This is a genomic window from Arenibacter palladensis (genome assembly GCF_900129275.1).
GTDB lineage: Bacteria > Bacteroidota > Bacteroidia > Flavobacteriales > Flavobacteriaceae > Arenibacter > Arenibacter palladensis.
The window spans coordinates 123,476-146,209 of sequence record NZ_FQUX01000005.1; the positions used below are offsets into that span (position 1 = coordinate 123,476).

Here is a 22,734-nt window from a genome sequence, read left to right on the forward strand (position 1 = left end):
CCTTACATTTTTTCCGGATTAACGGCCAAACTATTGAACAACTTGGCCTTGGCGGAATAATACTTATTCTGTACCTCGTTTTGTTTAAGCTTGGCATCTATGAGTTTACTTTCCCTGGTATTTATTAAAAACAGGGAACTTTCCCCATAACTAAATTTACGCTCCTCGGCAGCAAGCATTATATTGTAATTACCAACAATGTCATCAATAAGAATATTTTGTTTGTCAAAGGACTCCAATTCCTTAAAAATGGAAACAATCTTGTTTTTAATCTGTATTTCGGCATTGTCCATCTCAAACTTGGCATCCTCCAACTTGATCTTCGCCAATTTTAAATTCCCACGTTCCTTCCTTAAAAACAAAGGCAAATTAATAGATAATCCGCCTTTATAGTCTTGGTCATCAAAGGCGTTAAAGGCTACAGGTTCCGATGTTAAAAAGTTATATTCCAGATCTATCTTTGGCAACAGTTTATTTGCTTTAAGTCGCTTTTCAATGGTGAGTCCGTCAATTTTGTAGCCCATGGATTTTAATTTGGGGTGATTTTCCAAATTAAAGCTGTCCAACGGTTTCCCTAGAATTTCCAAGGTAGCATCTATATCCTCCCCTAAATAGATATCTGGTATTACATTGGGCGTTAATTCCACCGGGAGATTGTCTCCCAACCAAAGAAAATTGGACAATTCCAAGGAACTTTTTACGAAACGCACCTTGGCCTGTTCCAGATCCAAGGCACGGTTCTGAACCGCAATTTTTGCCTCTACGGTATCTATTGCAGCTATTTCACCTGCCAATGCCGTTGTTAGGACACCCTCAAAACGCATTTGCGCGCTTGCAAAGAAATTATTTAAAATTTGACTGTCCTGATAGTCCTGCAACCATTGGAAGTAGGCAATCGACGCTTCGAACAGCACTTGGTTTACCTGCAGATCCCTATCGGCCTTGGTCTGTTCCCTTAACAACTTTGCCTGTTTTAGGGTAGCCATGCGTTCATTGATCCAAAAACCTTGGCCTACGGACATAGATACGCCGGCACTATATAGACCATCATCCGGGACATTTTCTGACGGATTTAAATAGCTACCATCATTCTGTTCAAAGTTACCCTTCAACTCCAGGCCATACCAAGTAGGTATCTTAAATGCGGCATTAAGTCGATCATAATACTCAGTTCCCTTAAATTCCTTTCGATCATAATCCACTTCAATTTTAGGATCGAAACCGCCTCGTGAACGCATTAGGTTCGCCTGCCCCATATCAATCTTCAACTCGGCCTGTTTGGCAATAGGATGGTATTTTTTAACATAGCCCAGATATTCCTTAAAATTTAGGATAACCTTATCCTGTTCTTGGGCACTTACTCCCAAGAAAAGTATTAAAAATAGGCTGTACAAATACTTATGCATCATTTTTCAGTTTTTGCAGTAGATTTTGTAGGTTGGTAATAATTGGGCGGAAAACCATTGACCTGTCGCCAAAGTTCAAACCAAATGGGTACATCATCCAATAGGGCAAAAGTATTGGCCCCCGAGCCTACCCTTATTTGGGTTGGCCACGGTTCATCATCCGGATCTGGGGCCAACAACACTCTATATTTTCCATTTTCACTTATAAAGGTTTCAACCGCTACTACCTTACCGCCATAGGTACCATAGGATATATTGGGCCAACCACTGAAAACTATAGCAGGCCAACCATCAAATTGAATCCTAACCTTCTCCCCAATATGAATTAAGGGCAAGTCCAATGGTTCCAAAAACGTTTCTACGGCCATGTCATATTCCGCCGGCATTATCCCTACAAGACGGTCCCCCTCTTTAAAAGTTTCCCCTATTCCCCCTTGCAAGGCCTTGTTTATATAACCACTTTGTGGAGCACGTATATAATACATTGCATTGCGCATCTCGTAATTAGTGTATGCATTTTCGAGCTTGGTTACCTGCGCCTCGGAATCGTATTGACTTGATTGGGCGGTAAACATATCGCTCTGCGCCTTGGAGATCTTATCCGTATACTCGGCCTGGATACGGTTGATCTCCATTTCAGCATTTAAAACGTCATTCTTGGCAACCAATAATTTATTTTGCTGCGATATTAATTTAGCCTGGGTTTCTTGTAGCTTTAAGCGCTTTTCCTCCAAATCGGTCACTGCTTTTAGACCTTCCTTCTGTAATTGCTCCGTACGGTTATACTGTCTTTCGGCAATACTGATATTGGTTTTCGCAGCTTCCAGGTCTATACTATCGCTCTGTACTTTTAGATGGGATTGCATTAATTTATTCTTGGCCTGTTCCAATTTTAATTTCCGTTCCTTTCCCAAGGCGGAAATCTGATTGCCCAATGCATTTACCTTGCCCTCGTAAGACCCTACAGCCATAGACTTTGCATTAATTTGCTGCCTAGTCCGCTCTACCAATTTTGGATCGAAATATTCGTCCTTTACCTCGGAAATAAACAAAATTGTATCCCCCTTTTCAACAAAATCCCCTTCCTGTACGTACCACTTTTCTATTCTTCCGGGAATTGGGGATTGTATGGTCTGCGGCCTTTGGTCTGGCTTCAAGGTGGTGAGAAAACCGTTACCTCTAACATTTTGCGTCCATGGCAGGAAGAGAACGATAATCCCAAAAACAGCAGCACCCAGCAAAAACCGGTTAAAGTGCTTATAATGTCTCTCGTGAAAAACCCTCTCAGTTGACTTATAATCCTTTAGGTGTACTGTTTTATTCAGCGGATTGTTAGAAATATTCAACATAAATTCTTAAATTTTAGAAACGACCTTACCGTTTTCCAAGGTTATTATGTTTTGGAATCGGTTCAACCATTTGGGGTCCTGGCTTACCACTATCAAGGACCAAGGATTTTTATCGTCCGTTAAGAAGTTTATAATCTTAATAGCTTCAACCTCATCAAATTGAATTAAGGGATCCTTTAATAATAATAGTTTTGGTTTCCTTACGATACTCCGTGCCAGGACAATTTTTTTAGAAACTGTAAATGGCATCTGTTGTCCCTCAGGGTATACCATGCTATTGATCCCCTTCGGCTGTTCTTTTACATATTGCAGCAATCCCGTATTTTCCATGGCCCATTGCACATCCTTTTCGCTTATGCTCTTATCGCCAAAAGTGATATTATCCAAAATGGTACCCTCAAAAGGTTTCTCCTCGGTTAGGGATTGCCCCAAAAAAGAACGGTAGTGATTTGGATTTATGCCTTTTAGGGATACGTTGTTGACGTAAATATTACCATCATCGGGCTGTATCAGGCCTGCAATTAGACGCAACAAGGTCGACTTGCCGGAACCGTTGGCCCCTAAAACCAATAAACGGGTTTTGGGAGCTATTTTTAAGGATACATCGTCCAATATATTCCTACCTATTTTTGATGCGCCAAAGGACACTCTGTCCAACTCCACATAAAAATCATCCTCTTCATGTAAGGGTCTTTCTCCTTGCTGCTCTTCCAAATCCTTATCCACTACCTGCCCCAGTTTTTCCAGTGATGTAAAAAGGTCGTAAAATGTTTCCAAACTTCGGGTCAATTTCTCCACGGAACTAATGACCAAGAGAATGATAATCTCTGCAGCTACGAACTGCCCAATATTCATCTCCTGATTAAGCACCAATAGCCCCCCGATCAGTAACAGACCTGCTGTTACCAGTACCTTGAACCCAATCATCTGTATAAACTGTATGACCAGAATACGAAAATGACTTTCACGTGCCTCCAAATAATCCAATACCAGGGCATCGTTCTTGTCCAATGCCAGGCTGGTCCTGCCAGATAATTTAAAGCTTATCAAAGAGCGGGCAACTTCCTGTATCCAGTGGGCCACCTTATATTTTCGCTTAGATTCTTCAAGACTGGTATCCATCCCTTTTTGGGCGGTAAATTTGAAGACCACGTAAATAAGCAGTAATAATAAAATTCCGTACACGATAAAAAACGGGTGATAAAAAGACAAGAGTATCAACCCAAATACAATCTGTAGAACAGCCGCGGGAAAATCCAACAAAATCTTTGCCAAGCCCTTTTGAACATTCAGGGTGTCAAAAAACCTATTGGCCAGTTCCGGCGGATAGTAATTGTGGAGTTCGCTCATCTTTATTTTAGGAAAACGGTACGTAAATTCGAACGATGCCCTGGTAAATATCTTCTGCTGAACATTCTCTATGATACGGATCTGCATTAATTGTAATATGCCTCCAAAGGCTACTCCACCCGTTACCAGCACCACTAAAACTATCCATGAAGTACTGATCTCGGCACTTTGGATGAGATTAATAATAGCCTGTATACCCAAGGGCAAAGAAAGATTAACGAGCCCTGCAAAAATGGCATAATAAAAGGTCTGCAACACATCCCTTTTATCAAGTTTTAGCAGACCCAGTAGCCGCTGCCATGCGGTCAATACGTTTTTAGCCATCTTATTTTGTCCTTAAAGTGTGAAAAACCAGATCTGTGAAATATTTGGTAGCATCCCCTTTTTCATGACAGTCCGTTAGCGTTGGAAAATGATCCTTTAAAAAATACTGGTGAAGGGAACCTTCCAGAATAGTACTTGCCAAACTGGAGGGATACTTATATTCGGAATCTACCGCAGATATCATTTCGTTAAAGCGCTCAATCATTCTTTTATAAATTACAAAATAGCCTTCCTTGTTCTCGGAATCTATTTCTTTGGTCAAATATGATTTTGAGTATTCGTTGATTACAATATTGTTCAACAAAACTTCATTAATGTAGGAGAAAGCGGAATCCTCTACTGTAGGCCGCGTAACAATTTCTATAGCCTTTTTTAATTTTTCGGAAGAATCGGCAATACTATTTGTTGCAAAGACCAATTGATATTCCAACCAACCCCAATACCAGGAGGTAAGGTATAACAGCAATTTGTGCTTGTTCTCAAAGTATCGGTATATTGAGCTTTCATTGGAACCAATTTGATTACCCAACTTTTTAAAGGTAAACCCCTCAAAACCAATATCGTTTATCATTAAAATACTTTGCTCAATAATCCGTTTCCCCAAGTCTGAAGATTGTGGATCCTTAACATAGATCTTATCGTTTATTTTAATTGTCACCGAACCAAATAGACGCTCCATACCAAAAATTTAATGCTCGCAAATATAATAGTAATACTATCAATGTGTAATAGTTTAACAACTGTTTAACAATAGTAATACTTTTTTTTTAATTAGTCTGAGATATCGAATTCACCATACTAATCAAGCATTGTAAACATTTATCAAAATTTACAATAGACCTATGGATATAGGTAATGTAGGGTATCCTCAATTTTGAGATCTACATGCACATGGCACCATTATTTTATACTTTAAAGTCATCGTATTTACTCAACGGTTTGGCAGGGATTGGTGCAACACCTTGGAGGGGAAATACTATTAGCCAGTACAACGTAAATACAGGTTCATAACCCTATTGTTCACATCTCCCATAAAAAGCTACATAAATTATTACCCCAAAGATGACCTGTGATTGGTAAGTTCAGCATTTAAATACTTTATTTTGCACTAAACATAGGAAATACATTAACATGATACGTCTGCCTATATTGATTGGACTTCTGGTTTTTATTGCAACAAAATCCACTGTTCCCAACACATCGAAATATTTTGATATCGTTCTAAAGGACAAAATAGTAGGTGTTTTAAAAGTGAGTCAAAACACCAAAGATTCAACAACCTATTATCAAAGTTCAGCGGTCATAAAAACCAGACTCATCAAAGACTTTGAGGTAGATTATAATTATGATGTAAGCTTTAATGATATGCTGCTAAAAAAAGCCAATGTCCAAATTACAGTGAATGACAAGCCACATTCCGAAACAATTACACTATGGAAAGATGGGTATTATCAAATAACCAAAAACAGCAATGAGGAAAATACCATTGTTGAACCCATTGCCTACACCACTATTCTATTGTATTTTCAAGAACCTGTAGACATAGATCGTTGTTATTCCGAACAGGATGGGAGCATAAATCATATTGTGTCCCTTGGAAACCACACTTATAAAAAAATTAATTCACAGGGAAAGGAGAATACCTATTATTACAATAATGGAATTTTAAAAAAAGCCGTTATCGATGGCGGTATTATAAATTTTGAAATGGTTGCAAGGGATTAGATTATCATTATGGTTATAGTATTTTCTACTTGTCGAAACTTATAAACAAAAAAAGCTCCTCATTTCTGAAGAGCTTTCTACTAAGTACAGGCGGAGAGACTCGAACTCTCACACCTCACGGCACTAGATCCTAAGTCTAGCGTGTCTACCAATTCCACCACGCCTGCATTTCAATATTTACATGAGGCACTAGATTCAACCCTAGTTGGCTACCTCCCGATAGCTATCGGGACCAGCATGCCTACATTTAACCCGATTATTATCGGGATGCAAATATAAAGTAATTTTTCAATTTTAAAATACTTAGCCAATAAAAAGTTCTTTTTTGTAAATTTAGCCTTCAATTAAACCAAAACATGCAAGACATTTCGGAGTACCTAGTCAAGAACAAAGAACGTTTTATCAATGAGTTGATACACCTCCTAAAGATACCCTCAGTGAGCGCCGACCCAGCGTATTCCCAGGATGTCATCAATGCTTCCGAAGCCGTTAAGGCCTCATTGTTGGAGGCCGGTTGCGATACCGCAGAAATATGTGAAACCAATGGATACCCTATCGTCTACGGTGAAAAAATAATAAATCCGGAATTGCCCACCGTTTTGGTTTACGGGCATTATGACGTTCAACCCGCAGATCCCATAGACCTTTGGAACTCGCCTCCTTTTGAGCCCATAATAAAATCCACCGATATCCACCCCGAAGGGGCCATCTTTGCTAGGGGCGCCTGCGATGACAAGGGACAAATGTATATGCATGTAAAGGCTCTGGAGTTCATGGTGAAAACTAACCAATTGCCCTGCAATGTAAAATTTATGATAGAAGGGGAAGAGGAAGTAGGCAGTGAAAATTTGGGAACTTTCGTGGCCGAAAACAAAGAAAAATTGGCTAACGACATTATCCTAATTTCGGACACCGGCATGATTGCCAACAATGTGCCTTCCATAACTACGGGGCTAAGGGGATTAAGTTATGTGGAAGTTGAAGTAACAGGACCCAATAGAGACCTGCATTCCGGCTTGTATGGCGGCGCAGTAGCCAACCCTATCAACGTATTGGCCAAAATGATTGCCGCGCTACATGACGAAAACAACCACATTACCATCCCTGGGTTCTATGACAAGGTAGAAGAACTCTCCAAAGAAGAACGGGCGGAAATGGCCAAGGCCCCTTTTAGCCTGGAGAACTACAAAAAAGCCTTGGATATAAAGGCCGTTTATGGAGAAAAAGGCTATACCACCAACGAGCGCAACTCCATTAGACCCACTTTGGACGTTAACGGAATTTGGGGCGGATATATAGGTGCCGGAGCAAAAACGGTTATTGCCAGTAAGGCCTATGCCAAAATCTCCATGCGACTGGTTCCTAATCAGGATTGGAAAGAAATAACAAATCTGTTCAAGACCCATTTCGAAAGTCTGGCACCGGAGGGAGTTACGGTCAAAGTCACCCCACACCATGGTGGCCAAGGTTATGTAACACCTATAGACAACAACGCCTATAAGGCGGCTTCAAAAGCCTATGAAACCACCTTTGGCAAGACCCCAATACCTCAGCGTAGTGGTGGCAGTATCCCCATTGTTTCGCTTTTCGAACAAGAATTGAAAAGCAAGACCATCCTTATGGGCTTTGGGCTGGACAGCGATGCCATTCATTCTCCCAACGAGCATTTTGGCGTTTGGAACTACCTAAAGGGCATAGAGACCATTCCCTATTTCTATCAATACTTTACGGAATTATCAAAATAAGCTAGATTATTCTTAGCTGGGCGTTGCCCTCACGGGCCGCTCTTTCCGCTATATCTTTTTTGGCAGCTATCATGTCCTGCAAGGTTTCGAAAACCTTGTAGGACTAAAACCATCGTCCAACTGAGATACCTACAAGGTTTTCGAAACCTTGCAGGAGTAAGGCCAAAAAAGGATGCCGCTGCAAAAGCTAACGCAAAATCAATTAACGTTGATGCCCAGTTTTTGCAATATAATGCTCCCCGCCCTGTACAGGGAGGGGTGGATTCTTTACTGACAGCGAGTCGGCAAAGAAGACGGGGCGGGTAGAAAGCCCTTAGCAATAGGGATTGCACCAATAGCCACGACAAAAAAAGTCGGGATGCCACCTTCCCCTGCACACCATTGGGTAGTCCTGCGAGGTTTTCAAAACCTTGTAGGACTCAAGCACTTAGCCTAGTAAAACTTCCAGACAAATTAAAACGCTCTTACTACATACCTACAAGGTTAAAAAAACCTTGCAGGATGAGAAACAGACCGATAAAAAGTTAAAAAAAGTGGCTCCACACCCTGGACAGGGAGGGGTGGATTCTTTACCGACAGCGGGCCGGGAAAGAAGACGGGGCGGGTAGAAAGACCGTAAAAGCAGAGATTGCTCCAATTGCCACATCGCAACAGTCAAAGGATGCACACCACCCGTAACCATGTCCTATCAATCGCATGGCAGTCCTGCAAGGTTTCGAAAACCTTGTAGGACTCAAGCACCTAGCTTAACAAGACTTCCAGACAAATTAAAACGCTCTTACTACATACCTACAAGGTTAAAAAAAACCTTGCAGGATTAGAAGCAAACCTAAACGGGAAAAAACCTGATAAGCAATCATTACCTAACACCATACCTACAAGGTTATGCAAACCTTGCAGGAGTAAGGCCAAAAAAGGATGCCGCTACAATAGCTAACGCAAAATTAATTAACGTTGATGCCCAGTTTTTGCAATATAATGCTCTCCACCCTGTACAGGGAGGGGTGGATTCTTTACCGACAGCGGGTCGGGAAAAGAGACGGGGCGGGTAGAAAGACCGTAAAAGCAGAGATTGCTCCAATTGCCACATCGCAACAACCCATTGATGCACACCACCCGTAACCATGTCCTATCAATTGCATGGCAGTCCTGCAAGGTTTCGAAAACCTTGTAGGACTCAAGCACTTAGCCTAGCAAAACTTCCAGACAAATAAAAACGCTCTTACCACATACCTACAAGGTTAAAAAACCTTGCAGGATTAGAACCAAGCCTACACCGGAAAACCAGATAAGCAATGATGACCAGACAACATACCTAGAAGGTTTTGGAAACCTTGCAGGAGTAAGGCCAAAAAAGGATGCCGCTGCAATAGTGAACGTAAAATGAATTTACAAAAAACAATCTCTTGGGTCAATCCCTAAGCCATTTGGCCTGGCCAAACTATTTACTCAACCGGAAATTAATAATTATTCCTCCCAGCAAGAAAAACACCTCTACACTTGTAGAATTAAAATATTTGCTCTATGTTTGTAGAGCAAATAATCATTTTACGAATGAAACTATCAAAAACAGAAGAAGAATTAATGAACCACCTCTGGAAGCTCAACAAAGCTTTTATGAAGGATCTGTTGGAGGTCTATCCGGAACCCAAACCGGCCACCACTACCGTGGCTACCTTATTAAAGCGAATGACGGACAAAGGCTTTGTTGGATATAACTTGCTTGGCAACGCTAGACAATACTACCCTTTGGTAAAGAAAAAAGACTATTTCTCCAAACACTTGGACGGACTCATAAAAACTTTTTTTAACGATAGTGCTTCCCAGTTTGCTTCCTTCTTTGCCCAAGAAACCGATTTGAGCAAGGAAGAACTGGAAGAATTAAGAAACTTGATCGATACCGAAATTAAAAACAAATAATCATGTGGATCTATCTTTTAAAATTTAGTGCGTGTTTGGCCATACTCCTGCTATTTTACAAGTTAGCGCTGGAGAAGGTCCATATTCATCATATTAAAAGATATTATCTGCTTTCTGCATTTCTCATTTCCCTAAGTATTCCCTTAATCACCTTTACCCAATATGTTACCGTAACCTTAGGGCCGTCCCTGATTGAAACGTACATTGACCAAACCAGTAGTAATCCCATAGAAAACAAAACCAACAACGAGCCATTATTACCCATTATTCTATGGTGCATTTACGTTTTAGGGGTATTCATTTTCGCACTAAAGTTCTTTGGGAACCTCAGGGCGTTGATCAAAAATATTAAGCATAATCCCAAACTGAAATCGGGACGTATCCATCATGTACTACTTCAAGAACTGATTGCTCCGCACACTTTTTTAAGCTATATTTTTTTTAACAGAACCAATTACGAATCCCAGAAAATTCCGCAAGAAGTTTTTTGGCATGAGGAAACCCATGCATTACAAAAACACAGTTTGGATATCTTACTGTTGGAGCTGATTCAAATTGTCTTCTGGTTTCACCCATTGATTTACTGGGCAAAGCATTTGGTAAAACTGAATCACGAATTTTTGGCGGACCAGGCCGTTTTAAAAAGAGGGACTAGTGTTCCCAACTATCAAAACTTGGTATTGGCATTCTCATCAAATGCCGTAACATCCCCTTTGGCAAACGCCATTCATTATTCATCAATCAAAAAACGAATCGTCATCATGAAAACACAAACATCAAAAAGAGCCATTTGGCTTAAAGGTTTATTGTTAATCCCATTAATGGCCCTCCTACTCTACAGTTTTAGCACCAAAGAGGTTCTTGAAATTCAAGAAATCGAGACCGTTACTATTGAGCAGCACTACCAAAAAGAAACAATAATAGAGGATATAGAACAGGAAAAAATTAATGATTCAAGAAATCAAAATATTCCAACACAAGAAATTTCTATAGCCATTAATAAAAAAGGACAGTTGTTGGTCAATGTTGATTTGGTTAAAATCGAAGACTTAAAATCGCACCTACTTAAATACAACCAAGGCCTAACAAAAGAACAAAGGGAGCAAAGCGTTAGGGCCGTTATTAGTGTAGAGAAAGAAACTCCGGCCAATATCATTAAACAAGTAGATGCCATTTTAATGGACTATGGTGTTGCCACCATAGATATTAAAGGACCAACAATATCCCCAAATCAAGTCGGGGCCACCAAAACCGAAATAAAGGAATTCAACATCCTTGCCAAAAAATACAATGCTCAACCCCAAGAAACAAGGGTTATTCCATTGAAGGACCTAAAGACATTAGAAACTATTTACGGTCGTATGAGCAATAAGCAAAAACAGCAGGCTCTGCCCTTTCCAGAATGCCCACCAGTTCCACCAGCCCCTGATCCTGCTCCTGCCCCAAAGATGGTTCCAACCATAAAAAAAGGTGAACCAAGTCCTATTCCACCTGTTCCAACACCGCCAAAGACAGAAACAAAAGTTGACCATGAAGAAGCGTTAGGAAACGATAATCATATCTCAAGAAAAGTGGTGTCGAAAGCGAAAATAGTACCCGTTGTTAGCTCCGATTTCCCACCGCCTCCTCCAACCATAGCATACCATCGCTCTACCGAAAATTATTCCAAAAAAGTAAAAAATGCCATGGAAAGCTATTTAAAAAAAGCTAAAATCTATAGGGCTGAAGTCTCCAATTACCATTACGAGCACAAGGGCAGTATTGATGAACTGAAAAAAACCTATTATGAAGTTATGAAATTATACTCGGCATATAAAAATATTGCTTTGGAGGAAAATGTTTATGTGCATCCGGTCCCTTTATATTCTGACCCTAAGGGAGAGTTTGGAAATCCAGATTCCACACTAAATAAGGAAGAAGATAATATTACAGCACCAACTTCTCAAACTAGCACCGATCAAAAACTAAAGGCTATAACGGAGCCTTCCGTATATTATGGAAAATTGCACACCGTACCTCAGCCGCCACCTCAGCCTAACCCCAATCCAGTGATTTATATAAAGGAATTGGCCGAAAATGGAGCGACCTTTTATATAGGCCCCCATCAATATAAGACGACTGAAGCAATGGAATTGGTTCGAAAGAGTGAAGATCCTAGCATTGATGTAAGCGATTACCCCATCGTGAGACTGGGCGGTTGTTGATGTTCGCAATCCAAACAAAACTTAAAGCAGTCCTGCAAGGTTTTAAAAACCTTGTAGGACTATAACCAACCCCTAACTGAGATACCTAGAAGGTTCCAAATAAGCCTTGCAGGATTGGAAGCAAGCCTAAACGGGAAAAAACCTGACAAGCAATCATTTCCTAACACCATACCTACAAGGTTATGCAAACCTTGCAGGATTAGTAGCAGGCCGATAAAAAGTTAAAAAAGTGGCTCCCCACCCTGGACAGGGAGGGGTGGATTCTTTACCGACAGCGGGTCGTGAAAGAAGACGGGGCGGGTGGAAATCCCTTAGCAATGGGGATTGCACCTATAGCCACATCACAATAGCTCAAGGATGTGCTCTACCCCTTCCGCCATCCCGACAAAATGGTCGGGATGCCACCTTCCCCTACACACCGTTGGCTAGTCCTGCAAGGTTTCCAAAACCTTGTAGGACTAAAACCATCACCCAAGGGAGATACCTAAATGGTTCAAAATAAACCTTGCAGGATTAGAAACAAGCCGATAAAAAGTTAAAAAAGTGGCTCCCCACCCTGGACGGGGTGGGGTGGATTCTTTACCGACAGCGTGTCGGGAAAGAAGACGGGGCGGGTAGAAAGCCTGTAACTATCAAGGTTTGCACCAATAGCCACATAACAGCAGTCCAAGGATGCGCCCTACCCCTTCCACCTTCCCCTACATGGGGAAGGAGCTCCCATGTCCTAGCCATCACAAAGCAGTCCTGCAAGGTTTTCAAAACCTTGTAGGACTAAAACCATCACCCAACTGAGATACCTAAATTGTTCAAAATAAACCTTGCAGCATTAGGGACAGGACACAAAAAAGCCAAGAGACCCAAATGTCCTAAGAATAAGAATTAAGGTCTCTTGGCTCCAAACTATACTTATACTAATATTGTTCCAATAAGTAATTCAACAAATCGGTAGTAGTAACAATCCCTACCAAGTCTCCATTCTCAACCACTGGCAAAGCATGAAATTCCTTTTTGGCCAAAATCTCCGCTACCTCTTTAATGGTCAATGAGGGGGCAATATGTACTGGATCTTTCACCATTACCTGTTCTATGCTCAACATATTGTAAACTGCTGTGTCCACCTGGGAATCATCCTCTCCATATGTATCCACAAAACTGATTCGCAATAAATCCGTTAAACTTAATATTCCAATAATTTTTTTATTGCTTACAACTGGGATATGGCGAATCTTATGCTTTTCGAACAATTTTTCAGCATCCAATAGGCTATTAGTGTGATTTATTGTAACTAAATCCGTTGTCATAATTTTTGATACTGGCTCTCTTTTTTTCATACTTATTTATATTTTGAAATTGCTTAATATTTGGCCGGTTTAAAATCGGAGCACCAATACTCCGATGGCAGGAACTCGTCGTAAAACCAAAAGGTCCGTTTTGCCCGTTTAAACCAACACACTAAAGGTCGCCAACATTCCTAACTTAAAACATGATATAAGTCAGCCTAAACAAAGATCCAGTAATAATTAGGGTCATAAAAACTTGCAGGACGAAAGCCCTAAGATAAGATTGATCCCCACTAGGCTTTGGAAACCTTGCTGGATTGGAAACAAACCTAAACGGAAAACAGATAAACATTCGCGTCCTTACACCACACCTACAAGGTTAAAAAAACCTCGCAGGACTCAAGCACCTAGCTAACCAAGACTTCCTGATAAATTAAAATGCTCTTATTCCATACCTACAAGGTTCAAAATAAACCTTGCAGGATTAGGGACAGGCAGACACAAAGCCAAAAGTTTCTTTACCGACAGCGAGTCGGGAAAGAAGACGGGGCGGGTAGAAAACCCATAAAGATAAATATTGCACCAATAGCCACATCACAACAGTCCAAGGATGCTCCCTACCCCTTCCGCCATCCCGACAACAAGGTCGGGATGACACCTTCCCCTACATGGGGAAGGCACTCCTATTTCCTGTCCATGACATAGCAGTCCTGCAAGGTTTCAAAAACCTTGTAGGACTCAAGCAACTAGCTAACCAAGACTTCCTGATAAATTAAAATGCTCTTACTCCATACCTACAAAGTTCAAAATAAACCTTGCAGGATAAGGCACAGGCAGACACAAAGCCAAAAGTTTCTTTACCGACAGCGGGTCGGGAAAGAAGACGGGGCAGGTGGAAAGCCATTAACAATAGGGATTGCACCAATAGCCACATCACAATAACACAAGGGTGTGCCCTACCCCTTCCGCCATCCCAACAATAAGATCGGGATGCCACCTTCCCCTACATGGGGAAGGAGCTCCCATTTCCTGTCCATGACATAGCAGTCCTGCAAGGTTTCCAAAACCTTGTAGGACTAAAACCATCACTCAAAGGAGATACCTAAAAGATTCAAAATAAACCTTGCAGGATTGAAAACAAGACTAAACGGAATACCCATTAAGCTATCAAACCCTTACACTATACCTACAAGGTTAGGCAAACCTCGTAGGATTGGAAGCAAGCCCTTAAACCTACAAGGTTTAAAAAACCTTGCAGGATTCGGGCCGAGATGAAATAAAAAGGATGCAGCCGAATTACCCTTATTCGTTAATAATCGATTTTGCCTTGGACTTCACTCTGGCCATAAGTGATTTTTTGGGTGCATTCTCCGGTGCGGTCGTATTTTGTTCCTGGGCATCATTACCATCGTCCACGACCAAGGATGGACTAGCTTTAGCCACAGTATTGTTGTTTTTATTACCCTCTACCGATGCCCCGGGCATTTTAGTTTTTGTGGACGAAATAATCTCCCCCTGAAGCCAGGCTTTTACAAAAGTTGTAACTGCCGTACTCACCTCCTTACCAGCTCTATAACAAGCTTTCCATTGGGGCGATTTACTCTCGTATTCCGGATTGACGAACTTTCTAATTTTATAATTATCAGGGGCGGTTAATTTGGCATTAAAATCTACGGTTGCCACTAAGCTAAGATATTGTTCCAATTTATCTTTAACCAAGACTGCAGGATCTTCAGGATAGTTTTTTTCCCATTTCGTTTTGTTGGGGGTTGGATCTTCATAGATGGCCAAAGTGGCTTTTTGCTCCTGCAACATGGGCTCGTAAAGGGCTATAGTCTGGGCATTCTCCTTAGGTGCCTTCTTAAAATCGGCCAATTGCACCTCTAAATCCTTGATCATATCCCTCATTCCCTTTAAAACTGCTTCATCCATTCTAGGTGGCTCGGCACCTGGTTTACTATCGGCCCTTTTCTTCCGGTACACGGCCAAAAACTCTTCACTATTGCAATACATCTTAATGTATTCGCATAGTTCTTTGGCCGCCCCTACCTTGTCCCCTTCCACAATAGTAGCGAGCAACTTTAATCTGGGAAGACTCATAAAGTTTGGCTCAACCTCATAATTTGCGCCAAAACCTCCTGTAAAATTGGCCATTATATAGTTTTGGGCGTTGGCGTGGTCCATACCCAATTTGGCAATTATATCCTCTCCTATTTTATAGGCCGATATTCCAAGTAGCCCTAGTATGGCCACTAACATTACATGTTTTGTTTTCATTCCAATAAGATTTATAGTTGAACTTAATTAAAAACCCCCTAATGCTTTAAAAGGAATAGGCAATAATTATACATATTGTCCATTCCACAGATACTTTTATGTAATTAACTATTACATACTCTAAAATTCCACCTAATTAACCACTTGTACAATCCCCTAAAAACAGGATTTTATTCCCATTAAAAATCATGGAAAAAAGGGATATATTGTATCGGAGCTATGCGTACCTTTAAAGGAGCAAATTGTACGTCATGTATGCTTTCAACTCTCTGCCTAAATCAGTTGTTTGGTGGTTGCCGCATTTGGCTATAATCCAATTTGCCTTTGGTCAAATTTCCAAACTGGATAGTATAGGCCAACAAATAAAAACAACTCCCAACGACACGGTTCTAATCAACCTATATTACCAGTATGGCGAGGAGCTGGCAAATAAATACCCAGACTCTGCCCTCTGGTACTATAACTTGGCCAAAAAGCATTCAATAGCAACTAAATATGACAGAGGTAGGGCTGCCTATGCCAGTCATGCCATAGAAATCCTAAATGCCCAAGGCAAATTTAAAGAAGCACTGGCCTTGTGTAAGGAAGCACTTGCCATATACCAAACCATTGGAAGCAAGAAAGACATAGCGGTAACCCTGATCAATATTGGTAGTGAATGGCACTATCTATCAGATTTTCAATTGGCCACGGACAACTATCTTATGGCCCTGAAAATTGCCGAAGAAATGGAGGACATAAGATTGCAGCGGATCATCAACAACAATCTGGCCTCTATTTTTATCAATCTCAAAGAATTCAAAAAAGGCAAGACCTATGCCATTAAATCACTGGAATTAGCCCATATTCTCAAAAACGACTATGCCATTTCATCGTCCATGTTCAATATCGCAACGGCGGAACTGTATTTAAAGGATTATGACAATGCCCTAAAGCACTATTCACAAATAATCCAAATTGGGGAAAGAACCGATGATTACATTCTTATTTTGGACGGTTGGCTGGGTACGGCAGACGTTTACAATGCAAGGCACAACTACGGTGAAGCCTTAAATTATTACGGCAAGGTAATCTCACTATCTAAAGAAAAGGACGCGCCTGAATATGAAATGTACGCCTACATGGGCCTCTCCGACCTATACAAAAACACTGGCCAGAACGATGAGTGTGAAGCTTCCATTCTTTCGGGCATAACATTGGCAGAAAAACTGGGTACAAAATATGAACTAAAGGACCTTTACCTAAAGGCATCGGAAATGGCCGAAAAGGCCCAGAGATATATGGATGCACTGGAATACCGCAAAAAATATGAAACCCTAAACGATTCTGTGGTCGGTGAAAAAAGTAAATTGAACATAAGTCTATTGGAAGCCAAATTTGAATCAGAAAAAAAGGAGACCATGATATCAAATTTGGAAAACAATAAAAAGATCCAAGAACTATCCATTAGCCAGAAAAACAGCTTGAATTATCTTCTGTTCGGAATAATTATGGTCATTTTGCTCACAAGCTATATTTCCTATAGAAATTACCGTCATAAACAGAAACTACAGACCAATAGGATCAACGAACTTGAAACAGAAAAACAACTTGCGGCAACCGCGGCAGTATTAAAAGGGGAGGAACAGGAAAGAACAAGGTTGGCCAAAGACCTACATGACGGTTTGGGGGGAATGCTTTCGGGAATCAAATATTCCTTTGAATCTATTAAAGGAAATATGATAATGACCACTGATAACCAGCAAGTATTTGAACGCAGCATGGACATGTTGGATAGTTCCATTAAAGAAATGCGCAGGGTAGCCCATAACATGATGCCGGAATCTTTACTAAAGTTTGGCCTAGACACCGCCCTAAAAGATTTTTGCAACCACATAAACAAGACAGGGGCAGTACAGATCGATTATCTATCCTTAGGATTGGCAAATGCGTCCATAAACCAGACCGTAGCCATTACCATCTATAGAATTGTACAGGAACTCATCAACAACACCTTAAAACACGCAAAGGCCGAAACCGTTATTGTACAAATCACCAAAACGGAACATCAACTAACCATTACCGTAGAAGACGATGGGGAAGGATTCGATACGCTAATATTAAAAAAATCACAAGGCATGGGCTGGACCAACATTCTACATAGGGTTGAATTTCTAAAAGGAAATTTAAACGTGGACTCGGAATATAGCAAAGGCACATCTGTACATATAGAATTTAATGTTTAAATGACAACAAGAATATTTATAGTTGATGATCATTATATGATCATAGAAGGCATAAGGTCCCTACTACAACATGGAAAGGGATTGGAGTGGATGGGACATGCCATGAATGCAACATCCTGCATGGCATTCCTTCAAACACACCAACCACATATTATTTTATTGGACATAAACCTCCCGGACGTAAGTGGAATAGAACTGTGCAAGGAAATAAAAGCCAAATATCCCAAAATTGGGATTATAGGCCTAAGTTCCTACAACCAACAGAGCTACATCAACAAAATTATGGATAATGGGGCTTCAGGCTATGTGCTAAAGAATGCAACCAAGGAAGAATTATTGGATGCCATTGAAACCGTTATGGACGGCCAAAAATATCTAAGTGAGGAAGCAGCTTTGATCGTTAAAAAAAATGTGGGTTCGAAAATACCCATCATTACAAGGCGCGAAAAGGAGGTGTTGTCACTTATTTCTGAAGGTCTTACCAATAACCAGATCGCGACCAAACTTTTTATAAGCATCACCACCGTAGACACCCACAGAAAGAACTTATTGGCAAAATTCGAAGCTAAAAATACCGCCACCTTGATACGTATGGCTACCCATCTGGAATTTATTTAAGCAGGGGCATCCTCTATGCCGCAATGTTGAAAAGCTTTAAAATTAAGCCCCTTTTTTATGATAATTTACTGTAACAAATCATAGGTTTCTACGTTCTAACAGTCAATTAGAACATCAATCAAAATCAGAACACTATGTTACAGCAATTCTTTATACTCTGCTCTGGAGCAGATACGGAAATTCTCAAAACTTGCTCCAAGGGAGAACAAAATAAATACGCCGGAATTGGTGCTACCGTCTTCTTTACGGCAGTTATGGCATTTATAGCTAGCGCCTATGCCCTATTTACTGTCTTCGACAATATCTACACCTCCATATTTTTCGGCCTTATTTGGGGGCTTCTCATTTTTAATCTTGACCGATTTATTGTGTCTACCATAAAAAAGAGCAATAGTTTAAAGAGCGAATTATTACACGCAACACCACGAATAATATTAGCCACTATTATCGCCATCGTCATTTCCAAACCTTTGGAAATGAAAATTTTTGAAAAAGAGATCAATCAGGTACTCCTTGAGGAAAAAAATACGATGACGCTTGCTAATAAAGAGCAAATTGCCACACAATATACCCCTAAAACCGAACAACTGAAGGCCGATATTCGGAGCCTAAAAGATGAAATAACGAATAAGGAGGCCGAAACAAATGCCCTTTACGACACCTATATCTCCGAGGCAGAAGGCACCGCAGGCACCAAATTATTGGGCAAGGGGCCCGTATACAAGGAAAAAAGGGACAAACACGATGCCGCCTTGGCCGAACTGCAGGCCCTAAAACAAACGAACGCCGAAAAAATATCCGCCTTGGAAGCACAGATCGTTGCCTTGGATATAGAATATGCAGATCAAATAACTACAACTCAACCCATTATTGATGGTTTCGACGGACTCATGGCTAGAATAAATGCCCTGGATAAATTGCCATGGTTGCCATCTTTTTTTATTTTTCTTTTGTTCCTAGCCATAGAAACATCACCCATAATTGCAAAATTACTATCTCCAAAAGCGGCCTACGATTATAAGCTGGAGGACCAAGAAAGTGCCGTAAGGACCTGGGTTACCCAAAAGGTTGGGCAACGTGAAAAAGTGCTGGAAACGGACACCTTACTAAACCAAAAGATATACAGTGAAATTGCCGAAGAAGAGGAAATCTACAAATACAAAAAACAAAAGGCTGAGGAATTGTTGAAGTTACAGGCCAATGCCTTTCATGAGGTGCAAGTAAAGAGCTTATAGAATTATTAAACTCATGCCTAAATCTACAGTACATTGAGGCCATAATCACTATGACCGTCCGGTTGAGCGCAATGAACCCCTTTAAGACAGTAATTGCATGATTTCTGTAAAACCAAAAAATGAATGGCAACCTACCAACCTGTCGGCTAACACAAGAGATGCATCCCCGAGGTCAAGGGCAATCCCTCGTTAGTTTCCCCACATGCGCGCCCAAAGGGCCAAAAGGAGCTTTTTAGCATCCCTTTTTAATTTTGGACTTTCTTCAACCAACAGCTCCCCATCCATGGGAACCAACTTATAATTAAAGGCAAATTGCTGCTCGTTGGGATCCAAACTCATCAATCCAAATCGTAGGTCATTAAAAAACAATTGTCCGTTTACCTCATTAATAGTATACCAACCTTCAGTAATTTTTTTCAGCCGTTGAATCTTATCACTTTGGGCCAAGCCACCCAACAATTCATGGTTTTTAGGATACCTACTAAATTGAACAGGCTTATTATCGAAAAAAGAGTAGTTGCCAATGAGATAGGCATCCCCGGTATCCACATTGGCAGACCAAAGAACAGTATTAAATGGAGAGGGTCTAGTGTCTATTTCCAAATAAGATATGCCCTGTGTGTCCAAACTATTGGTGATTTTTTTATAGGCCACTCCTTTGAGCACCAAACTAAGTCCCAAATACAAACTACTTATGGTCAATCCCCACATATTATAACGCCACCGCAAGTCTATATTGCGCTTCTGGCGCATAGCAAGAATAAGGAAGATTAAAAAGGGTAGGGTGTACAGAGGATCAATAACGAAAATATTCTGAAAAGCTACCCTAAGATCAAAAGGCCAAAAAAGTTGGGTTCCCCAAGTAGTAAAGGCATCCAAAATAGGATGGGTAAAAAGTCCCCAGAACATCAATAAAGACCATTCCTTCCAGGTGGCAGGCCCCCTCCTTTCCAATTTAAATATAAGCCAACCGAAGATGGGGGCAAAAATTATAGAAAAAAAGATAGAATGGGTAAACCCTCTATGCCATTCTATAGCGGTAACAGTATCAGTAACATAATTGGCCAAAACATCCAAGTCCGGTATGGTCCCAGCAATAGCACCGTAAAGCATGGCCTTATTGCCTACTTTCTTACCTAAAACCGCTTCTCCCACTGCGGCTCCCAATACTATTTGTGTTAGCGAATCCATGGTTGTTTTTATTCAAAAAGCCTCAGCCAGTATTAATTAGGAAGGTTAAGGAAATATCCTCGCCCCCATCAATCCTCCCATGTGGATTATTCCACTATTTCCATCTTTTTCAACAAAAAGGAGGCGTTCATATTTTTACAGACCCCTGTTTTAAAGGTGTAATCGAAATTAAGTTCATTATTAATGATTTCGGCATCAAAATAATAATTCTTAACCTGGGGCAACTCTTCTGAAACTTCACATAAACTTAAATCGTGCGTAGCAATGATTCCGGTAGATTTTGAAGTCACCAACTTTTCAACAAACTTCCGAGAGCCAATGGCCTTATCCATGCTGTTGGTCCCTTTTAGGATTTCATCCAAAACAATAAAATATTTGTCGTTCTGTATTTCATCCACGATAAACTTCAACCGCTTCAATTCCGAAAAGAAATAAGATTCATCATCCGTGAGGGAATCGGTAGTCCGCATGCTGGTAATTAATTTTATCGGCGAATACTCTGCTGCAGTTGCACATAAAGGAAGTCCAATATTGGCCATAACAATTTGCAGGGATACCGTTCTTAAAAAGGTACTTTTTCCGGCCATATTGGCTCCGGTGACAATAAAAAACTGCTCCTTAAGAATCGTTATATCATTAGGAACCGCTTTTTTAGGATCCAACAAAGGATGTGATGCCTTTACCGATTTCAGGATAACCTCATTTTCCACTAGCTTTGGATAGCTATAGTTGGGGTGATTATGGGCAAAATTTCCCAAACTATTAAAGGCGTCAAAAAAGGCTATGGCGTTAAACCACTGTTCCACTTTTGGCCCGTGCTGACCTATCCACCGTTCTATCCTATACGCCTGTAACAAATCCCAAAGAAAAAATCCGTTGCCCAACAAGGCAAAAAACATATTGTTCCTTTGGTCCAAGGCAGCGAGAATTTCAGAAAATTCCTTTAAAATTTTTGAGGCCAATTCTTTCTGTGAAACCACAAAATTCCTCTTTTCCCGCAAAAGATCGGAGGTAAATTCCTGTTCCTCAATTTTTAGAATCAATTTTTGATATTGTTGAAAAGTGCTTTGTACCCTATTGGCATCCGAAGCCAGTTTAGAAGTACTTTTTAGGTAAAAACCACTCAACAATAAACCCGCCAATAGAATTATGAAAATAGGGAAGCCGGGTAATAACCCCATAAGATATCCTCCAATTAAAATCAGGGAAACCAATGAAAAAGCGTAGGATACAAAACGCATAGCCCTGGGAACGTATGCCTTATAGCCAGAAAGCCATGAAACTATGGTTTTGGTGGTGGTATCCGTTTTTACCAGAATAGCTATTGCAGAAAATTCCTGTCTCCAATCGGGTAATTTGGATAATTCTACCACAGCCTTCTGCTTGCCGGCAATATTGGCCAAATTATTGGACAATAGCATCTCTGCCAACAAATCGCTACCCTGGAGCAAGGCGGTACGATTACTATACTGATAGAAAGAACCTTTTCCGAACAGGTCAATGTCCTGGGCAAAAAAATGGGTGGGATCCTTATATTCCGAGCCATCTGGAAGGTGGTGAAAATTACGTTCCAACACCTTAAGTTCGGTTTCATTTATTTTGATTAGGGCCAAAAGTTTGTCCCTCCTGTACTGTAAGTCCGTATGTTTGGAAACCAAAAACAAAAACAGGCCTATGGTAACTATGACTGTTCCCAAGACCAATTTGGTATCCCCAAAAAAAAGGTAGGTCAAGCTGGCCGCGACAATAAAAACGATTAATCTAATGGTACTGGACAAGGCCAGTTGTCTTTTTACCTTCCCCAACAATCCGCTATGCAGATCAACTCTGTGTTTATAAAATGTTTTTAGGTTATCCATCTAGGAATTTGAAATGTAATTTATGC

The 22,734-nt window shown here is 40.6% G+C and carries 17 protein-coding genes and 1 tRNA gene; 9 read left to right on the top strand and 9 right to left on the bottom strand.

The window, feature by feature from the left end:
• Positions 1 to 2: 2 nt before the first annotated feature.
• The 4 genes from BUA60_RS14660 to BUA60_RS14675 are packed head-to-tail and all read right to left on the bottom strand — an operon-like array spanning position 3 to position 5,108.
• The gene (locus BUA60_RS14660; RefSeq protein ID WP_143153200.1) at positions 3 to 1,409 is read right to left on the bottom strand and encodes a TolC family protein; all 1,407 of its coding nucleotides are present in this window, start codon (positions 1,407 to 1,409) and stop codon (positions 3 to 5) included.
• On the bottom strand, positions 1,406 to 2,755 hold the full coding sequence (locus BUA60_RS14665) for an HlyD family secretion protein (RefSeq protein WP_072862937.1): 1,350 nt from the start codon (positions 2,753 to 2,755) through the stop codon (positions 1,406 to 1,408). The genes BUA60_RS14660 and BUA60_RS14665 overlap by 4 nt, the downstream gene beginning before the upstream one ends.
• 6 nt (positions 2,756 to 2,761) lie before the next feature.
• Entirely contained in the window at positions 2,762 to 4,429 is a 1,668-nt protein-coding gene (locus tag BUA60_RS14670) for a peptidase domain-containing ABC transporter (RefSeq protein WP_072862939.1), read from the bottom strand.
• Between the two features lies 1 nt (position 4,430).
• Positions 4,431 to 5,108, bottom strand: a complete 678-nt coding sequence (locus tag BUA60_RS14675) for a TetR/AcrR family transcriptional regulator (protein WP_072862941.1) — start codon at positions 5,106 to 5,108, stop codon at positions 4,431 to 4,433.
• A gap of 452 nt (positions 5,109 to 5,560) precedes the next feature.
• Between BUA60_RS14675 and BUA60_RS14680 the strand changes: the two genes are divergently transcribed.
• Positions 5,561 to 6,154, top strand: coding sequence for a DUF6134 family protein (locus BUA60_RS14680; protein WP_072862943.1), 594 nt, complete (start codon positions 5,561 to 5,563; stop codon positions 6,152 to 6,154).
• A gap of 85 nt (positions 6,155 to 6,239) precedes the next feature.
• Here the strand turns inward: BUA60_RS14680 and BUA60_RS14685 are convergent.
• Positions 6,240 to 6,321 (bottom strand) — tRNA-Leu (locus BUA60_RS14685).
• A 189-nt stretch (positions 6,322 to 6,510) separates the two neighbouring features.
• Between BUA60_RS14685 and BUA60_RS14690 the strand changes: the two genes are divergently transcribed.
• The 4 genes from BUA60_RS14690 to BUA60_RS14700 all read left to right on the top strand — a co-directional run bounded on the left by BUA60_RS14690 (position 6,511) and on the right by BUA60_RS14700 (position 12,023).
• Positions 6,511 to 7,899, top strand: coding sequence for a dipeptidase (locus BUA60_RS14690; RefSeq protein WP_072862945.1), 1,389 nt, complete (start codon positions 6,511 to 6,513; stop codon positions 7,897 to 7,899).
• A gap of 957 nt (positions 7,900 to 8,856) precedes the next feature.
• Complete coding sequence (locus BUA60_RS23055) at positions 8,857 to 9,021, top strand: hypothetical protein (protein WP_178347006.1); 165 nt, start codon at positions 8,857 to 8,859, stop codon at positions 9,019 to 9,021.
• Positions 9,022 to 9,453: 432 nt separating this feature from the next.
• Positions 9,454 to 9,819: a BlaI/MecI/CopY family transcriptional regulator gene (locus BUA60_RS14695; protein ID WP_072862947.1), complete on the top strand. Its 366-nt coding sequence runs from the start codon at positions 9,454 to 9,456 to the stop codon at positions 9,817 to 9,819.
• Between the two features lie 2 nt (positions 9,820 to 9,821).
• Complete coding sequence (locus BUA60_RS14700; RefSeq protein ID WP_072862949.1) at positions 9,822 to 12,023, top strand: M56 family metallopeptidase; 2,202 nt, start codon at positions 9,822 to 9,824, stop codon at positions 12,021 to 12,023.
• Positions 12,024 to 12,934: 911 nt separating this feature from the next.
• Here the strand turns inward: BUA60_RS14700 and BUA60_RS14705 are convergent.
• Positions 12,935 to 13,354 (bottom strand): CBS domain-containing protein, encoded by a 420-nt coding sequence (locus tag BUA60_RS14705; RefSeq protein WP_072862951.1) that lies wholly within the window; start codon positions 13,352 to 13,354, stop codon positions 12,935 to 12,937.
• 387 nt (positions 13,355 to 13,741) lie between these two features.
• Here BUA60_RS14705 and BUA60_RS14710 point away from each other — a divergent pair, with 387 nt between their 5' ends.
• On the top strand, positions 13,742 to 14,008 hold the full coding sequence (locus BUA60_RS14710; RefSeq protein WP_072862953.1) for a hypothetical protein: 267 nt from the start codon (positions 13,742 to 13,744) through the stop codon (positions 14,006 to 14,008).
• A 597-nt stretch (positions 14,009 to 14,605) separates the two neighbouring features.
• Here BUA60_RS14710 and BUA60_RS14715 read toward each other — a convergent pair.
• Positions 14,606 to 15,580: a hypothetical protein gene (locus BUA60_RS14715; protein ID WP_072862955.1), complete on the bottom strand. Its 975-nt coding sequence runs from the start codon at positions 15,578 to 15,580 to the stop codon at positions 14,606 to 14,608.
• 251 nt (positions 15,581 to 15,831) lie between these two features.
• Here BUA60_RS14715 and BUA60_RS14720 point away from each other — a divergent pair, with 251 nt between their 5' ends.
• The 3 genes from BUA60_RS14720 to BUA60_RS14730 all read left to right on the top strand — a co-directional run bounded on the left by BUA60_RS14720 (position 15,832) and on the right by BUA60_RS14730 (position 19,658).
• Positions 15,832 to 17,805, top strand: coding sequence for a tetratricopeptide repeat-containing sensor histidine kinase (locus BUA60_RS14720; protein ID WP_072862957.1), 1,974 nt, complete (start codon positions 15,832 to 15,834; stop codon positions 17,803 to 17,805).
• Positions 17,806 to 18,423: a response regulator gene (locus BUA60_RS14725; protein ID WP_072862959.1), complete on the top strand. Its 618-nt coding sequence runs from the start codon at positions 17,806 to 17,808 to the stop codon at positions 18,421 to 18,423.
• A 134-nt stretch (positions 18,424 to 18,557) separates the two neighbouring features.
• Positions 18,558 to 19,658, top strand: a complete 1,101-nt coding sequence (locus tag BUA60_RS14730) for a DUF4407 domain-containing protein (RefSeq protein WP_072862961.1) — start codon at positions 18,558 to 18,560, stop codon at positions 19,656 to 19,658.
• A 189-nt stretch (positions 19,659 to 19,847) separates the two neighbouring features.
• On the opposite strand, the gene BUA60_RS14735 is transcribed toward BUA60_RS14730, so the two are convergent.
• Positions 19,848 to 20,849: a metal-dependent hydrolase gene (locus tag BUA60_RS14735; protein WP_072862963.1), complete on the bottom strand. Its 1,002-nt coding sequence runs from the start codon at positions 20,847 to 20,849 to the stop codon at positions 19,848 to 19,850.
• An 86-nt stretch (positions 20,850 to 20,935) separates the two neighbouring features.
• Complete coding sequence (locus BUA60_RS14740) at positions 20,936 to 22,708, bottom strand: MutS-related protein (protein WP_072862965.1); 1,773 nt, start codon at positions 22,706 to 22,708, stop codon at positions 20,936 to 20,938.
• Positions 22,709 to 22,734 lie beyond the last annotated feature (26 nt).

Bases quoted from the DNA above. Each gene is read 5' to 3' on its own strand.
- BUA60_RS14660 (WP_143153200.1), bottom strand. From the start codon at position 1,409: ATGATGCATAAGTATTTGTACAGCCTATTTTTAATACTTTTCTTGGGA.
- BUA60_RS14665 (WP_072862937.1), bottom strand. From the start codon at position 2,755: ATGTTGAATATTTCTAACAATCCGCTGAATAAAACAGTACACCTAAAG.
- BUA60_RS14670 (WP_072862939.1), bottom strand. From the start codon at position 4,429: ATGGCTAAAAACGTATTGACCGCATGGCAGCGGCTACTGGGTCTGCTA.
- BUA60_RS14675 (WP_072862941.1), bottom strand. From the start codon at position 5,108: ATGGAGCGTCTATTTGGTTCGGTGACAATTAAAATAAACGATAAGATC.
- BUA60_RS14680 (WP_072862943.1), top strand. From the start codon at position 5,561: ATGATACGTCTGCCTATATTGATTGGACTTCTGGTTTTTATTGCAACA.
- BUA60_RS14690 (WP_072862945.1), top strand. From the start codon at position 6,511: ATGCAAGACATTTCGGAGTACCTAGTCAAGAACAAAGAACGTTTTATC.
- BUA60_RS23055 (WP_178347006.1), top strand. From the start codon at position 8,857: ATGCCCAGTTTTTGCAATATAATGCTCTCCACCCTGTACAGGGAGGGG.
- BUA60_RS14695 (WP_072862947.1), top strand. From the start codon at position 9,454: ATGAAACTATCAAAAACAGAAGAAGAATTAATGAACCACCTCTGGAAG.
- BUA60_RS14700 (WP_072862949.1), top strand. From the start codon at position 9,822: ATGTGGATCTATCTTTTAAAATTTAGTGCGTGTTTGGCCATACTCCTG.
- BUA60_RS14705 (WP_072862951.1), bottom strand. From the start codon at position 13,354: ATGAAAAAAAGAGAGCCAGTATCAAAAATTATGACAACGGATTTAGTT.
- BUA60_RS14710 (WP_072862953.1), top strand. From the start codon at position 13,742: ATGCTCTTATTCCATACCTACAAGGTTCAAAATAAACCTTGCAGGATT.
- BUA60_RS14715 (WP_072862955.1), bottom strand. From the start codon at position 15,580: ATGAAAACAAAACATGTAATGTTAGTGGCCATACTAGGGCTACTTGGA.
- BUA60_RS14720 (WP_072862957.1), top strand. From the start codon at position 15,832: ATGTATGCTTTCAACTCTCTGCCTAAATCAGTTGTTTGGTGGTTGCCG.
- BUA60_RS14725 (WP_072862959.1), top strand. From the start codon at position 17,806: ATGACAACAAGAATATTTATAGTTGATGATCATTATATGATCATAGAA.
- BUA60_RS14730 (WP_072862961.1), top strand. From the start codon at position 18,558: ATGTTACAGCAATTCTTTATACTCTGCTCTGGAGCAGATACGGAAATT.
- BUA60_RS14735 (WP_072862963.1), bottom strand. From the start codon at position 20,849: ATGGATTCGCTAACACAAATAGTATTGGGAGCCGCAGTGGGAGAAGCG.
- BUA60_RS14740 (WP_072862965.1), bottom strand. From the start codon at position 22,708: ATGGATAACCTAAAAACATTTTATAAACACAGAGTTGATCTGCATAGC.